This is a genomic window from Shewanella sp. K8, assembly GCF_028823715.1.
In the GTDB taxonomy this organism is placed as follows: domain Bacteria; phylum Pseudomonadota; class Gammaproteobacteria; order Enterobacterales; family Shewanellaceae; genus Shewanella; species Shewanella algae.
The window spans coordinates 14,931-29,600 of sequence record NZ_JAPEHY010000010.1; the positions used below are offsets into that span (position 1 = coordinate 14,931).

Annotated in this window: 14 protein-coding genes; 6 read left to right on the top strand and 8 right to left on the bottom strand. The window is 54.8% G+C overall.

Annotated features, from left to right (window positions below; all coding sequences use genetic code 11):
* Nucleotides 1-66: 66 nt before the first annotated feature.
* The 4 genes from ON072_RS07380 to phhA all read right to left on the bottom strand — a co-directional run bounded on the left by ON072_RS07380 (nt 67) and on the right by phhA (nt 4,239).
* On the bottom strand, nt 67-1,056 hold the full coding sequence (locus ON072_RS07380) for a fumarylacetoacetate hydrolase family protein (protein WP_025010901.1): 990 nt from the start codon (nt 1,054-1,056) through the stop codon (nt 67-69).
* Between the two features lie 261 nt (nt 1,057-1,317).
* On the bottom strand, nt 1,318-2,856 hold the full coding sequence (gene tyrR / locus ON072_RS07385) for a transcriptional regulator TyrR (RefSeq protein WP_025010902.1): 1,539 nt from the start codon (nt 2,854-2,856) through the stop codon (nt 1,318-1,320).
* Nucleotides 2,857-3,054: 198 nt separating this feature from the next.
* The gene (locus ON072_RS07390; RefSeq protein ID WP_025010903.1) at nt 3,055-3,393 is read right to left on the bottom strand and encodes a 4a-hydroxytetrahydrobiopterin dehydratase; all 339 of its coding nucleotides are present in this window, start codon (nt 3,391-3,393) and stop codon (nt 3,055-3,057) included.
* A gap of 54 nt (nt 3,394-3,447) precedes the next feature.
* Complete coding sequence (gene phhA, locus ON072_RS07395; protein ID WP_025888339.1) at nt 3,448-4,239, bottom strand: phenylalanine 4-monooxygenase; 792 nt, start codon at nt 4,237-4,239, stop codon at nt 3,448-3,450.
* A 286-nt stretch (nt 4,240-4,525) separates the two neighbouring features.
* Here phhA and galU point away from each other — a divergent pair, with 286 nt between their 5' ends.
* The 6 genes from galU to ON072_RS07425 all read left to right on the top strand — a co-directional run bounded on the left by galU (nt 4,526) and on the right by ON072_RS07425 (nt 11,133).
* On the top strand, nt 4,526-5,437 hold the full coding sequence (galU, locus tag ON072_RS07400) for a UTP--glucose-1-phosphate uridylyltransferase GalU (RefSeq protein WP_025010905.1): 912 nt from the start codon (nt 4,526-4,528) through the stop codon (nt 5,435-5,437).
* Nucleotides 5,434-6,447 (top strand): UDP-glucose 4-epimerase GalE, encoded by a 1,014-nt coding sequence (galE, locus tag ON072_RS07405; protein ID WP_093982646.1) that lies wholly within the window; start codon nt 5,434-5,436, stop codon nt 6,445-6,447. Before galU ends, galE begins: the two co-directional genes overlap by 4 nt.
* Nucleotides 6,448-6,449: 2 nt before the next feature.
* On the top strand, nt 6,450-6,929 hold the full coding sequence (gene napF / locus ON072_RS07410) for a ferredoxin-type protein NapF (RefSeq protein WP_144380239.1): 480 nt from the start codon (nt 6,450-6,452) through the stop codon (nt 6,927-6,929).
* Between the two features lie 116 nt (nt 6,930-7,045).
* Complete coding sequence (locus ON072_RS07415; protein WP_025010908.1) at nt 7,046-7,450, top strand: bactofilin family protein; 405 nt, start codon at nt 7,046-7,048, stop codon at nt 7,448-7,450.
* 154 nt (nt 7,451-7,604) lie between these two features.
* Nucleotides 7,605-8,579 (top strand): LysR family transcriptional regulator, encoded by a 975-nt coding sequence (locus tag ON072_RS07420; protein WP_045282639.1) that lies wholly within the window; start codon nt 7,605-7,607, stop codon nt 8,577-8,579.
* Between the two features lie 286 nt (nt 8,580-8,865).
* Nucleotides 8,866-11,133: an OmcA/MtrC family decaheme c-type cytochrome gene (locus ON072_RS07425; RefSeq protein ID WP_261752990.1), complete on the top strand. Its 2,268-nt coding sequence runs from the start codon at nt 8,866-8,868 to the stop codon at nt 11,131-11,133.
* Between the two features lie 106 nt (nt 11,134-11,239).
* Here the strand turns inward: ON072_RS07425 and ON072_RS07430 are convergent, their stop codons facing one another.
* The 4 genes from ON072_RS07430 to cysQ all read right to left on the bottom strand — a co-directional run bounded on the left by ON072_RS07430 (nt 11,240) and on the right by cysQ (nt 14,641).
* Nucleotides 11,240-11,914 (bottom strand): DUF2982 domain-containing protein, encoded by a 675-nt coding sequence (locus ON072_RS07430; protein WP_101059771.1) that lies wholly within the window; start codon nt 11,912-11,914, stop codon nt 11,240-11,242.
* Between the two features lie 68 nt (nt 11,915-11,982).
* Complete coding sequence (locus tag ON072_RS07435) at nt 11,983-12,762, bottom strand: YdcF family protein (RefSeq protein WP_313955051.1); 780 nt, start codon at nt 12,760-12,762, stop codon at nt 11,983-11,985.
* 186 nt (nt 12,763-12,948) lie between these two features.
* A complete protein-coding gene (mak, locus tag ON072_RS07440) occupies nt 12,949-13,851 on the bottom strand; it encodes a fructokinase (RefSeq protein ID WP_044734818.1) in 903 nt (300 codons plus the stop codon).
* Between the two features lie 28 nt (nt 13,852-13,879).
* Complete coding sequence (cysQ, locus tag ON072_RS07445) at nt 13,880-14,641, bottom strand: 3'(2'),5'-bisphosphate nucleotidase CysQ (RefSeq protein WP_144380255.1); 762 nt, start codon at nt 14,639-14,641, stop codon at nt 13,880-13,882.
* Nucleotides 14,642-14,670: the final 29 nt, after the last annotated feature.

A 14,670-nucleotide genomic window follows, 5' to 3' on the forward strand; every position in this document is an offset into this window, starting at 1 on the left:
CAAGCCGGTATAAAAACCAACGGGGCTTCATCTTTATTGAGAGCCCCGTTTTGTTATCGAGTTATTTTACTCGGCTATATACTCAACTACCTGCTGATCTATCGTGCCGAAGATGCTATGCCCGGCATCATCCAGCATTTCGATTCTGACCCTGTCTCCAAAGCCCATAAATGGCGTCACCGCCTTGCCCTCGGCAATCACTTCCAGCATGCGCTTTTCGGCCAAACAGCTGGAACCTGCGCTTCTGTCATAATTGGAAATGGTGCCCGAACCTATGATGGCACCGGCGCCCAGGGGGCGGGTTTTGGTGACATGGGCGATCAGCTCGGCAAAGTTGAAGGTCATATCCACCCCGGCATTGGGCTTGCCGAACAGTTCGTTGTTCAGATGGGTGATCAGCGGCAGGTGAACCCGGGTATCCTGCCATTTATCCCCCAGCTCATCCGGTGTGATTGCCACCGGCGAAAAACTGCTGGAAGGTTTGGACTGGAAAAAGCCAAAGCCCTTGGCCAACTCGGCCGGGATCAGGTTACGCAGCGACACATCGTTAACCAGCATCAACAGCTTGATGTGAGAGGCGGCGTTTTCAGCACTCACGCCCATGGGTACATCATCTGTAACCACGGCAATTTCCGACTCGAAGTCTATGCCCCAATCTTCGCTTGCCAGCGGGATATCAGCTCTGGGGGCGATAAAGCTGTCTGAACCGCCCTGATACACCAGGGGATCTGTCCAGAAAGACTCCGGCATTTCGGCACCGCGGGCCTTGCGTACCAGCTCAACATGATTGACATAAGCGCTGCCGTCGGCCCACTGGTAAGCGCGGGGAAAAGGTGACAAACAACGGCTCTCGTCAAAGTCCTGGGTGTTATCCAACATGCCGGCATTCAGGGCATCGGAAAGCTCTCTGAGCTGAGGTTCCAGCAGTGACCAACTGTCAAGCAATTGCTGCATGGTCTGGGCTATGGCGGGGACAGCCACTGTCTTCTTCAAATCCCGGCTGACCAACATGAGTTGACCATCGCGGCGTCCATTGTCATATGTCGCTAATTTCATACCTGCTCCTTCCTGTCTCTGCCCGGATTAATGGTTTTCATCAGGCTGTGTGCCCGGCTCAATCCGTTTCTGTTATCCCGCCAGTAATACCTCATGCCGCGGGCAATGAAAACTCTGTGACTCACTTCACATTTAGCCCGCACGGGAACGAGTTTGTAAACTTTCACTGACGCTTGCCATCAGCAAGCGCCGGCAAAGGCTTTGCGCTCAAAGATAGCCTAAATTTCAGCCGTTCCGGCGGCAAATCCGCTTTACAGGGCTTCAGCGCTTCTTGCTGATCTCATATTCCCTGAGTTTATTGGCAATGGCGGTGTGGGATACCCCCAACTTTTTCGCCAACTGGCGGGTACTGGGGTACGCCGGATAGAGACGCCGCAGCAAACCGGCTTCAAACTGTTTCATGGCCTGATCCAAGGTGCCTTCAAACTCCTTGTCGAAATAGCCAAAACCTTCGGCATAGGAAGGCAGTTTCAACTGTTCTATGGTCAATTCGGCCGAACCGTCCCACATGGATACCGCTCTGAACACGGCGTTTTTCAGTTGCCGCACGTTACCGGGCCAGGCATAGGTCAAAAGGTGATCGCGGCAGGACGCCGAGATCCGCCGCACCGGGCTGGAAAGCTGCTGGCTGTAGTGTTCAAGGAACATTTCCGTCAGCGGGATAATATCGACCCTGCGTTCACGCAGCGCCGGCATATGGAAACTCAGTACATGAATTCGGTAGTAGAGATCTTCACGGAACTCACCTGTCTGACACAACTCAGCCAAATTCTTCTGGGTCGAGCAGATGATACGGACATCGGCGCGCACCTCTACATCGCCGCCGATACGGCGGAAACTGCCATCCTGCAGCAAGCGTAACAATTTGACCTGAGCGGCCTTGGACATCTCGGCAATTTCATCGAGGAAAACGGTGCCGCCCTTGGCTTCTTCGAAGAAACCCCGCTTAACCACTTCCCCCTTACTGACATAACCAAACAGCTCCTCTTCCGCGGCACTGTCGGGCATGGCGGCGCAGTTGATGGCAATAAAGGGTTTCTCCCGCCGCATGCTGGCATCGTGACAAGCCCTGGCCATCAACTCTTTGCCTGTGCCGGTTTCCCCGGTGATCAGCAAAGGCGCATCCAGCTGTGCCATACGCTTGGCCTGCTTGAGTACCTCTTTCATCTTGTCGCTGACGGCCAGCACGGAATCAAAGCCACTGCTCTGGCTCTGCAGCGCGTTGAACTGTTTGCCCACCCGCGCAGGTGACTTGAGTGCCACCACGGCGCCGGCGAGAATACTCTTGTCGTTTTCATCCGGCAGATAGATGGGCAGCATCTCGGCCAGATACTCGTTGCTGCCAATAGCAACCCGGGTAGCCTGCGCCAACACCTTGGGCTCACTGAGCCAGCGACCAAAATTGAAGCCTTGCACCCAGTGATTGAGGGATTCATCTATTACTTCATGTTCGGCCATTTCCAGAATAAGCAAGGCCGACTCGTTGACGATACGAATACGTCCCTTACCGTCGAGGGAAAACACGGCATCCGGCAGGGTTTTCAATAGGGTTTTGAGGGCGTAATGCTCCTGCTCCGAGGGCATAAAGGAAACTGTTCTGACGTCGTGCACCCCTTCCACCTTACGGATTTGGGGCATCAACTCACTCAAGGTCTCAAAGCCGACCTCGGCAAACTGCAAATATAAGAATCCCTTGTTGCTGGCGTCGATAGCGATAAGGTTAATCCCGTATCGCTCCAGCACCATTAAAATATCCTTGGCTAAACCAACGCGATCCTGACAACTGACTTCCAAGCGCATAACTGTCATTCCCTTTTATAATTCAGATTCTTTGGGATTATCGCCTGCATGAAGAGGTCGGCAGGCGATGTAAAAATGCGCCCTATACGTTAGAAGGTTCTGACACAAGTGGCAAGCTCGCTTTACAGCGGATTTGTAACAAAGGGAAAGGATTCAGTGTGAAGAGACAATCAACACACTGAATATATTAGGAAAAGATTAATCCAGCAACTGGTCTGTCTTGGCAGCCATGATAAAGTCGTTACGGTGCAACCCCTTAATGGAATGCGACCACCAGGTCACAGTCACCTTGCCCCATTCGGTCAGGATCCCCGGGTGGTGAAACTCTTCTTCAGCCAAGTCCGCCAGCTTATTGCTAAAGGCCATTGCCTGCCGGAAATTTTTAAACTTGTAAACCCGCTCCAGCTGCATGATGCCATCGCGCACCTGTACGCCCCAATCCGGGATCATCCTAATAAGCTCGGCAAGCTCGGCATCTGTCACCTTGGGAGCATCGGCGCGGCATGCTTCGCACTTCATATTGGCCAGTTCAGTCATAACATCTCCTTGAAAGTGGCCAGCATGCTTGCACGCAGGCCATTACCGCCAGTATCAGCTGGCTTTGGGTTGAAATTTGGGGGTAAAGAGTCCCAGTCGTTTGGCTTGGGTAATCGCCTTCATAATGTCCATGCGGGCGATTTCATCCAGAAAATCAATATGTTCTATCTCGTAATAGATGGGCTGCATAATGTCTATCCGATAGGGAGTGCGCAACACATCCAGCAGTTCAAAGGGTCTGCGCTCCGGTGTGTCGCTGAAGGCGTACAGCGTCTCGCCCGGCGAGCTCAAAATGCCGCCACCGTAAATTCTCAGGCCGTCAGTCTGGGTACGCAGCAAACCAAACTCCACGGTAAACCAGTAGAGACGTGCCAAAAAGACCCTGTCTTCCTTGCTGGCATCAAGCCCCAGCTGACCATAAATATGGGAGAAATGAGCAAAGGCCGGGTTGGTCAACAAGGGGCAATGACCAAAAATCTCATGGAAGATATCCGGCTCCTGCAGGTAATCAAACTCCTCCCTGCTGCGGATAAAAGTTGCCACCGGAAACTCCTTGTTGGCCAGGAGTTCAAAGAAGCGCCCGAATGAGATAAGCGCCGGCACCGCCGCCGTCTTCCAGCCCGTGGTGTCCTGCAACACGGCATCCAGCTCACCCAGTTGCGGGATCCTGTCTTTGGGCAAGTCCAACGCCTTGAGTCCCTGCATGTATTCGTCACAGGCACGTCCCGGCAAGTTGTGTTCCTGACGGGCATACAGCTCCTGCCAGATGGCGTGCTCGTCCTGCGGGTAATCTATTCGGCCATCACTGCCCGGGTGACGGGCCACATATTGAGTTGCTTTACTCATAGTCCATACTCACTGCCTGAATCGTTTCTGATTTCATGTTCACTCAAGGCCGCACTTTTGTTAACCAGGTCACACTTTATTTCCGGCGACCAGTGAAGAAAATTTGTAAAGATTGAGTTACAAATTGGTGTTTAACTCTGTGAACTCAGAAGCTTATTTTTGTGCTCCAAACAGGCTTTTTTGCATATTCCCAGCGAAATTAGCCCTTTTTGCAAATGGCTTTTCGGTGCCACTGCATTACAATAGGGGCTGATTTATCCCGAGCACCCAAGGTATCTGAATGCCGATAAAATCGACCACCATCCGCAAGGCGGTAATCCCCGTTGCGGGTCTTGGCACCCGAATGCTGCCGGCCACCAAGGCCATTCCCAAAGAGATGCTGCCGGTAGTAGATAAACCCTTGATCCAATATGTTGTCAGCGAAGCCATTGCCGCCGGCATCAAGGAAATCGTGCTGGTTACCCACGCCAGTAAAAACTCCATTGAAAACCATTTCGATACCAGTTTTGAACTGGAAGCCCAGCTTGAGCGCCGGGTAAAGCGGCAACTGCTCAATGAAGTGCAGTCCATCTGCCCGCAAAATGTCACTGTCATCAGCGTCCGCCAGGCTCAGGCCAAAGGGCTGGGACACGCCATTCTCTGTGCCCGTCCGGTAGTAGGTGATGAGCCGTTCGCCGTGCTGCTGCCGGATGTGTTGATAGACGATGCCGCCAGCGATCTTTCCCGCGATAATCTTGCCGAAATGGTCAGCCTGTTTGACCGCACAGGAACCGGGCAGATCATGGTGGAAGGTGTGCCTCACGAGAAGGTAGACCAATACGGAATAGCCGATGTCAACGGCCACGATCTCAAGCCGGGCGAATCCCAGCCGCTTATCAAACTGGTTGAAAAACCGGATGTCGACGAAGCCCCCTCTAACTTGGCTGTAGTGGGTCGCTATGTGCTACCTGCCGCCATTTGGCCCTTGCTTGGCAAGACGCCGGCCGGTGCCGGTGATGAAATCCAGCTCACGGATGCCATTGCCATGTTGATGCAAAGCCAGCAGGTCAACGCTTACTACATGCGTGGCAAGAGCCATGACTGTGGCAATAAGTTGGGTTATATGCAGGCAACGGTGGAACATGCATTGCGCCACCCCGAGCTTGGACGTGAATTTGCCGCCTATCTGGGCGATTTGGTTAAAGGAAGTAAAGCATGACAATTTTGGTCACCGGTGGAGCCGGTTATATTGGCACCCACACTCTGGTTGAACTCTTGGCCGCGGGCAAAGAGGTTGTGGTGATAGACAACCTGAGCAATTCAAGTGTCGAAGCCTTGGCCAGAGTCGAAGAGATCAGCGGCAAGAGCGTGCTCTTTTATCAAGGCGATATTCTCAACAAGGCATTCCTGCAGAAAGTCTTCAGTGACCACAGCTTCGAAGCCGTTATTCACTTCGCCGGCCTTAAGGCGGTGGGTGAATCCGTCGCCCAGCCGCTGAGATACTATGAAAATAATGTCACCGGCACCCTTATTCTGTGCCAGGTGATGAAAGAATATGGCGTTCGCAACCTGGTATTCAGCTCATCGGCCACAGTTTACGGCGATCCCGCCAGTCTGCCGATCACCGAGGCCTTCCCCACCGGCGCCACCAACCCTTATGGTCAGTCCAAGTTGATGGTGGAACATATTCTGGCGGACCTGGCCGCGGCCGATGCCAGCTGGAACATCGCCCGCTTGCGTTATTTCAACCCGGTCGGCGCCCACAAGAGCGGCCGCATCGGTGAAGATCCCAACGATATCCCCAACAATCTGATGCCCTTTATCGCCCAGGTTGCCGTCGGCAAGCGCGATAAACTCAGCGTATTCGGCAATGACTACCCCACGGTAGACGGCACAGGTGTGCGTGACTATATCCATGTAGTTGACCTGGCCATAGGCCACCTCAAGGCACTGGATAAACTCGCCACCAATCCGGGTCTGGTTACCTATAATCTGGGAACTGGCCAAGGCTATAGCGTACTTGAGATGGTCAAAGCCTTTGAGAAAGCCTGCAACAAGGCGATCCCCTTTGAGTTTGCCCCACGTCGTCCCGGCGATATCGCCGCCTGTTATGCCGACCCTACCCATGCCACCAAAGAGCTGGGCTGGCAGGCTGAGCACAGCCTGCAGGATATGGCCGACTCCAGCTGGAACTGGCAATCCAACAATCCTAACGGTTACAAGGGTTAGTCATGGATCTATCCCGCAGACATCTGTTCAGTCGCCGCAAGAGTAATGTGGTCAGGCCGCCCTGGAGTAAACCGGAAGCGGAATTTATCGATGCCTGTACTCGCTGCGGCGCCTGTGTGGATGCCTGCGAGACCCAAGTGCTTATTAAGGGGGATGGCGGCTTTCCGGAGCTTAACTTCCAGCGCGCCGAATGCAGCTTTTGCCAAGCCTGTGTCACCAGCTGTGCAGAGCCGGCATTCAGGCCTCTTAGCGAAGCGCCTTGGCGGCTTATAGCCCAATTTGCCGACAACTGCCTCGCCCGCCAGGGTATTGTCTGCCAAAGCTGCAAGGATGCCTGCGACGAGCGGGCGATCCGCTTTCCGCCCCTTTTAGGGGCTACCGCTCTACCTGTACTGGATGCCGAGCGCTGCAGCGGCTGCGGCGCCTGCGTTGCCCCCTGCCCCGCCTCTGCCATCAAGCTGGTAGAGCCAGACCCCGCCTGACTCCCATCCGGGAGCCAAAAATCTGACTCCCACAGCGCCAAATTTTAGTGGTTTTGTTCTTTTTCAATAACGGGTAACATCGGGCCTTCCCTGAGAAAAAACTCTTAAAAAGCATTATGTTTGGTAAAAGCAAAAAAACGACGGGGCTCACATATATTGCCCAGGGCAGCAAAATCACCGGTGAGAGTCACTTCGATGGCGAGACTCTGGTTGGCGGTGCCATTTATGGAAAAATCAACGCCGAAAGCAAGCTGACCATAGAAGCCAACGGCTTAGTTGATGGCGAACTCACCTGCCAGGAGCTCAAGGTCTCCGGACTGTTTCGCGGTAAGCTCTGCTGTGAAAAACTGACCATCTGCGGCACAGGGACTGTCGAAGGTGAAGTGGCCAGTAAGTCGATGGAGATCTTCGAAGGTGGCCAATTTATCGGCATGAGAGTCAAAGAAGAGGTCAATCTGCTGAAACAGCTGGGTAATGACAGCGAAACGGCTACCGAGTTGAGGCTGCAAACCCAGGAATGAGTTTAAAGTATGGGATCCTGCAACAGGATCTCCATCACACTTTGTTCACAAAATATACAAAAGCAGCACAGAATGGTGCTCTGTCACAGTAATGCGCTGCTCGGAGAGCTAACATCTACCCCCTAAGTGGTATAAAGCCGCGGGATGGATGTAAGTGACGAGTCGATTACTCAAGCAGTTGTGCGAATTGGATATCTTTACTCTCATGGTGTTCAAGAACATCTATGAGACGGGGCATGCCAACTGTACGGCAAGAGATTTGGCGGTTTCCGCCCCCAAGGTCAGTCGCTGTTTGGCCGCGCTCAGGCTGGCCTTTGATGACGAGCTTTTCTATCGCCGCCAGCAAAAACTCAAGCCCACCCCACTGGCCGAAAGCCTGTATCAGCCCGTCTGTGATTTCATTCACTCAGTGCATCGGCTGGAGCAACAGGTTCATCAGAGCCGTCAGCCCTCGAACGACATCTGTATCCATATTGCCGTGGCGCATGGACTGCTTTCCGCACTGGCGATGAAATTGGGGCTGAAAAACATTCAACAGCAGTTGGGTCAGGTCAGGCTCTACCCCTGGCAGGACGACTCGGCAGAGAAGATTCACCGTGGACAACTGGATTTGGGGATCTGTCTCGAACACCCTGAGCAGTTGGATCTCATTCTGAGTTCACTTGGGCAGACCATGGGCGTATGTGTGGTCAGCCGAGAAGATCATCCCCTGTGGCAAAGATCGCCGGCCATCACCCTCGAAGATATCAGCCAATACACCTTCGTTTACTTGACCATCAAGGGCTTCAACGAACGCATGGATCCCATGGAGCTCTTCTGTCAGCAAGAAGGCATACCCCTATCCCAGGTACATGCCGTACACGACAGGGAAGAATGGCACGCTCACCTGCTTACCATGGGCAGTGTAGCCTTCAGCACTCCCAACGAAATGGCGCTTATCAAGGGCATGCCGGGTTTGCGGGTGCAACATCTGCCCGAAACCGAGGTGGCCAAACTCCACCGGGCATTTTCGCTGCCAAGCTACTCCTTGGTGGAAAAAGCCCCCAGCTACCGCCGCTACTCCGAGCAACAGAGAAAGCAGTTGCTGGCTCTGGTCACTCAAGAACTCTACCCCAAAGCCGAGTATTGAAAACTGAGTCAGGTCCTGTGCCTGACCCCTTTACTCGCACCAGCACCGACACCCTTCGCCCACCTCTCAAAAGCCGCTGACCGCTTTGTCCCTGGTATGGGTTTTCTGCCCTGTAGATTCGGCAATTTCAAAAACTGAAATTATCCATTTCACCATCAGTTATTTCTTTATCAATTTTTTAACCCTTAATTCACAAATAAAACAATAAGTCAAAACTACTACTTTAGATGTATGTATATTCAAGTTACTGCACAAGCAGTACCCATAATTTGAATAAAGGGACGCTATGATGAAAAACCATAATAAGTCATTACTGGCGCTGGCTCTGACCAGTCTATTGTGCCTTACCGCATGCGGGGACGGTGAGGACGGAAAAGACGGAGCCCCCGGTGAACCTGGCATACCAGGCGAACCCGGACAGCCAGGAGCCCCCGCAGGTTCAGGTACTTCCACCATTATCAGTGCCGGCGATGTCAGTTTCGAGATAGTGCCGGCCGACAACACACTGGCAGGCGGCGAAGCCTTCGCCCTCAAGTTCAAGGCCTCGGCCACCAACAGCTCAGGGGAGCGAGTCCCTCTGACGGGCCTGGATCAGGTCGCCCTCTACTCTATTACCGCCATGAGCAATGACTCGGGCAGCGGTGCGCCGCTGCAATGGGTCAATAATGCCACGGCTCAGGAACTGGGCAGCTCCATGTATTGCACCCTGGATGGCACCTATAGCTCCAGAGGTCAGACTGGCGATGCCTGTCTTCTGGTTGAAGATCCGGCCGAGCCAGGTACCTATACCGGCACTTGGGAACATGACGGGGTCGCCCCCATTATGAATGCCAACGACAACCTCAGCGCACCTCATCGCTTGTTCCTGCGCGCCTATAACCTCAAGGATGCCAGCGGCGCAGCGGTTGCAGACAAGGTGCTCTCTACGCCGCTGGATTATATTCCGGCATCCGGCGAGCTGGTTGAAGCCACAGGTAAAGATACGGTAACAGATGCCGCCTGTATCGCCTGCCACGGCGAAGTCGAAGGCCGCATCGCCAAGATAAACGCGCACCACAACTACCAAAGCACTGAGAAGTGCGTTGCCTGCCACAACCCGGCTCTGGTACCGGACGAAGCCCAAAAAGCCGAAGGTTGGGTATTTGATTTCGGCCCCATGGTTCACAGGCTGCATGCCGGCCATCACATCGCAGGTTTCCTCTCCGGTGAAGCCAAAGAGTACTTCGGTGAAATCGGCTTCCCGGCAGAACTCAACAACTGCGCCAGTTGCCACAACAACGGTGACTCCTGGAACGCCAATATCTACCGCGAAGCCTGTGTCGGCTGCCATATCAATGTCAACTTTGAAACCGGCGTAGGCCACTCTGACTTCAACCTGGCCCAGACCGACGACAGTCAATGTCAGTCCTGTCATGGCAGCGGAGCACTCAGTCCAACCCAGGCTCACAAGGTGGGTAAACGAGCTGAATATGCCGAGCTGTTGACCGTTGAGTTCACCTCGGCCACAGCTGCCGCTTCTACCACGGCGGGCAATAAACTGGTTACCATCACAGCCAATGTCAGCTTCAATGGTCAACCACTGACTGACGCAGCTCAACTGGCGGTGCTCAACAAAGACGCCACTCTGATGGGTAATGTGGATGCCAAGGGTGAAGTCACCCGCTGGGGCAGCAGGCCCGGTCTTGCCAGCGGCAGCGCCGCCAATGGCGTGCTGACCCTGACTGCTGATGTACCGGAAGCTCAGGCGATGGGCACCATTTACGTCGGTACCGAGGCCAACTTCTGTGTCGATAACTCAGGTAAGATAGCCGCCTGTGCCGAAGGCATGCCCTTCGATGCCGGTAATCCGATTGGCGCCACTTCAAGCGTTAAGTTCTATAACCTTGACGGTGGTGATGCAGTAACAGCCCGCTTTGCCATTGCTGAGCGGATGAGCGCCAGTGAAGCCAAGTGTAATGCCTGTCACGGCACCCTGGACTACATCAAGGGTACCCGCCACGGCACCTACACCTTCGATCAGTGTATGGACTGCCATAACAACAGCTATTACGGCTCCTATCACGGCACCTCCGAGTACAACACAGGTAATCTGGATGCCGATGGCAATCCTATATTTGCTGAAGTACCCGAGCTCTTGTATGCCAACCGGGATCTGATGACAGTTGCCCACCGCTTCCACAGTGGTAACTGGGGTGAAGCCGCCATCTTCCGTGACGCTTCAGGCGAGCTGCACGGCTACCCAGGAGTGGAAACTGAATGTGCCGCCTGCCACAAAGACGAGACACCGCTGTTCGCCGCCGATGGTGGCCTGACATCCGCCAAGCGTGCAATCAAGATTTCGGCTACCGAGTATATCTCTCCGGTTGCAGAATCCTGCCGTACCTGTCACGCTCACTCTGACGCGGCCGCTCTGGCCCACTTCAAGAGCAATGGTGCCTTCGTTGCCGGTGATGCTGCCACAGACGCCAACCTGCCGGTTGAGTCCTGTGCCACCTGTCACGCCGAAGGCAAGACCTATGGCGTAGATAAGGTACACGCAGGGGGTGCTCACTAGTACCGTACCTTGAGGGCTGTCCCTGCAAGGCCCTCCCTCAACTCTGCAACAACAAGGGGACCCAACCGGGTCCCCTTGCCTTTTCTCAACTTATTCAAGCCAGAAATTACAACTCAGTAGCCGACACCCTCTGCTGCCACAGTTGCCGCAGTTTACGGACAAAGCTCTCCGGCGGTTGATCCAAAGCATCCACTGGAATATAGAGGTGATAACCCAAGTACTTGTCCAGCGTCAGGCAGCGGCGACCAAACATGGCCAAAACGCCTCTGTAGCGCTCATCATTGACCGTCAGGGGTTCAAACTCGGCGCTGAGTGCCGCTTCCAGTGTTTGCAGCTCTTCATCCTGGGCGGCAGCTGTCATCAGCAAGGGCCGCTGCTCCGACAAGAGCCCGGTCGCCAACCTGGGTGAAATGGCATCCAGCAGCGGATTGATACGTTTGAGCTTGAGCCCGACATAGGGCAGCGTCAGTTGCTCCATACCTTGGGTGACTCTGGGCTGATCCAGCCGCTGAATATTATCCCAGGCCACAAACAAGCTGCCGCGGCGATGAAAGAATCTCAGCCCTTCGGCGCTGAATTCAAGACTGACATGGGGCTCGAGCTGCTTGGCAATTCCCAGCACCAAAGACACAGCCCCGAGGGCGAAACAAACCAGTCCGGGCGCAAACATCCAGGGCCAACCGATAAATAGCACCAAACCCAGGACAACGCCCAGCCCTCCGGCCAGGGTCAGTGTAATGCCATTGCGCTTGCTGCCCGGCCTTATTGTGATAGTTTCCATAACGCTTTTGCTCTATTGTCAGCGGCTTGTCAGCCGTTTATTCATTTCATGACCAGGGTTCAGAACCATTAGCGGCCGGTAACAGTCAACCAGGCCAATCCCAGATACTCGTGCAGCGCCTTTTGTGATTTATCCAGATTGGATGTGGTCAGGCGCCACCAGTGATCGCGCCTAAGCAGAAAGTCGGTCGGTGCCGCCTGAGGCTCAAGCCCGGTCGAGCGGAATATTCGCATCGCCCTTGGCATATGGCTGGCGGAAGTGACCAGGATCAGTTGTCTGCCACCCAAGGCATCTATTCCTTTATCATTGGTGTCGGCACCGAAGGCCTGCCGCAACGCCAGGGCTTCCTCTATGGTATCGCGGGCCGACTCCAGCATTAGAATTCGCGATGGCTCGGCCCCCAACTCGATGGCGGCCTCGGCCATGCGCCGGGCATGACTCTGCTGCTCAAGGCCGCCGCTCCAACCACTGACCGCCAGCAGGCAATCTTTGCTGTTGGCCGCCTTGAGTTGCGCCACCCCTTCACTGAGACGCTCAAGCGCCGTTGCCGACAACATATGTCGCGCGAGTCCGCCAACCTGATCATCATGGCCAGAACCCAGTACCATCACCACACAGGAGCGCGCCGGTGCAGCGGTATAAAGTGGATACTGACGCTCAAGCCCCGCAAGCAGCGTGTTGCTGCCGATAGAGCTGGAAAGCAGCAGCACCCAAGTGATGGCAAAAACCACCAGGGCGCGCGCTACTCCCGGCCTGCGACGGATATAAAAGCAAGCCAGCAGCAGAGTGACCAAGGTTAGAGGAATGGGCATAAAGAATTGAGAGAGGATTTTTTTCAGCCAGAACACGCTTGATATCCGAAGGTTGGCAAAAGTAGCCATAGCTTACAGAAGCGTTACTCGGCTGACCAGTGATTGGCGAAGGGCTATAGGCTCACTCGCCCCAATACATGTTCGAGTGCTTTTCCCTTTTTCTAAAGTGCCTAAAGCGCCTAAGTCGAATATCAGTAATACGGCCAGAGCGCCTTGCCAAACTCAGTCCCGGCCCCACAGCCAAGCGGCGCCGCGTACCCCGGAGGAGCAGCCGTAGTGATTGGCCAACACTGGGGTTCGGCACTCGCCGCCGACCACATAGTGTTTGAGCCTGTCCGGCAATGCCGGATAGATAGCCTGCACATTGGACATGCCGCCGCCAAGTACTATGGCGTCAGGATCCAGCAGATTGATCACATGGGCCAGAGAACGGGCCAGACGGTCAAGATAGCGCTCAAAGGCCGCGCTAGCCTCGGCATCCCCCTGCTCCAGCAATGCCATCACCTCGGCGCCCGAGCTGAGCTGCGCCCCAGCGGCCTGGTTATAGTCGCGGACAAACCCTGTTCCCGAAATAAAGGTTTCGATGCAGTCATGCTTGCCGCAAAAACACTCAGTGCTGTTGAACTCCTCGGCGCGTATCCAGGGCAAGGGATTATGGCCCCACTCACCACCTATGCCATTGCCCCCCTGATGCACCCTGCCATTGATGGCAATGCCGGCACCGCAGCCTGTGCCTATGATCACCCCGAACACCACCTCTTTGCCTGCGGCGGCGCCATCCAGCGCCTCGGAGACCGCAAAACAGTTGGCGTCATTGGCAACCCGCACTTTGCGCCCCAGGTGCTGCTCGAGCTCTCTATCGAGCGGATGACCATTTAACCAAGTGGAGTTGGCGTTTTTCACCAAACCGGAAAAGGGCGAGATCACCCCGGGAATACCAATGCCGATGGTTCCTGTCATTTCCAGCTGCGTTTCGGCTTCATCGACCAAGGCACAGATGGCCTCAATGGTCGCCTGATAGTCTCTGGGGGTGGCAATTCGCTTGCGAAACAGCTCACTCCCTTCGCCACTCAGAGCCACCAATTCAATCTTTGTGCCGCCCAAATCAACGCCGATACGCATCATGCTTTCAACTCCGGTGTTTATATCTGCTTCAATCGCAAGGCCAATCGGCACTGTATGCGATAAACCAAGGATTGAGGATAGTTTCTTTTTGGTTATATTTTAAGTTGTTGCCGGCTGGATATTCCAAAACTCGGCCACCGGCACTCTCAAGCACGGCCTGAGCCGCCGCCGTGTCCCATTCACTGGTAGGGCCCAATCTGGGGTAGATATCCGCCTTGCCCTCAGCGAGCAGGCAGAATTTGAGTGATGAGCCGACACTCTTCATTTCGTGCTCGCCAAGCTGCTGCAGATACTCGCCAAGCCCCGGGCTCGAGTGCGAGCGACTGCCGACAATCACAGGGATCTGGCGCTTAACCCCGGCCCTGGCATTCAATTCCACACGCTGGTACCCAGTCGCATTTGGGGTCTCACGCCAGGCACCGAGTCCCAGCGCGCCCAAATAGCACACGGCTGTGGCGGGCACATAGACAACACCGGCGACCGCCTGGCCTCGGTGAATAAGCGCAATGTTGACGGTAAATTCGCCGTTACCCTTAATAAACTCCTTGGTGCCATCGAGAGGGTCGATAAGCCAATAGGTTTCCCAGCCCCGCCGCTGCGCCCAGGGGATATCCGCCGCTTCTTCCGACATCTGTGGCCAGGTTGGAAACTCACGCGCCAGCGCCTGTTGCAACACGGCGTGACTGGCAAGATCGGCAGCCGTGACCGGACTGTCATCGGCCTTGCGCTCAATCGCCAGTTCGCCGCCCTGATAATACTGCATTATCGCCTCACCGGCGGCGCGGGCCATCTCGGCCAAAAGTGTCAGCTGCTTGGCAT

Bases quoted from the DNA above. Each gene is read 5' to 3' on its own strand.
- ON072_RS07380 (WP_025010901.1), bottom strand. From the start codon at position 1,056: ATGAAATTAGCGACATATGACAATGGACGCCGCGATGGTCAACTCATG.
- tyrR (WP_025010902.1), bottom strand. From the start codon at position 2,856: ATGCGCTTGGAAGTCAGTTGTCAGGATCGCGTTGGTTTAGCCAAGGAT.
- ON072_RS07390 (WP_025010903.1), bottom strand. From the start codon at position 3,393: ATGACTGAACTGGCCAATATGAAGTGCGAAGCATGCCGCGCCGATGCT.
- phhA (WP_025888339.1), bottom strand. From the start codon at position 4,239: ATGAGTAAAGCAACTCAATATGTGGCCCGTCACCCGGGCAGTGATGGC.
- galE (WP_093982646.1), top strand. From the start codon at position 5,434: ATGACAATTTTGGTCACCGGTGGAGCCGGTTATATTGGCACCCACACT.
- napF (WP_144380239.1), top strand. From the start codon at position 6,450: ATGGATCTATCCCGCAGACATCTGTTCAGTCGCCGCAAGAGTAATGTG.
- ON072_RS07415 (WP_025010908.1), top strand. From the start codon at position 7,046: ATGTTTGGTAAAAGCAAAAAAACGACGGGGCTCACATATATTGCCCAG.
- ON072_RS07425 (WP_261752990.1), top strand. From the start codon at position 8,866: ATGATGAAAAACCATAATAAGTCATTACTGGCGCTGGCTCTGACCAGT.
- ON072_RS07430 (WP_101059771.1), bottom strand. From the start codon at position 11,914: ATGGAAACTATCACAATAAGGCCGGGCAGCAAGCGCAATGGCATTACA.
- mak (WP_044734818.1), bottom strand. From the start codon at position 13,851: ATGATGCGTATCGGCGTTGATTTGGGCGGCACAAAGATTGAATTGGTG.
- cysQ (WP_144380255.1), bottom strand. From the start codon at position 14,641: ATGGCCCGCGCCGCCGGTGAGGCGATAATGCAGTATTATCAGGGCGGC.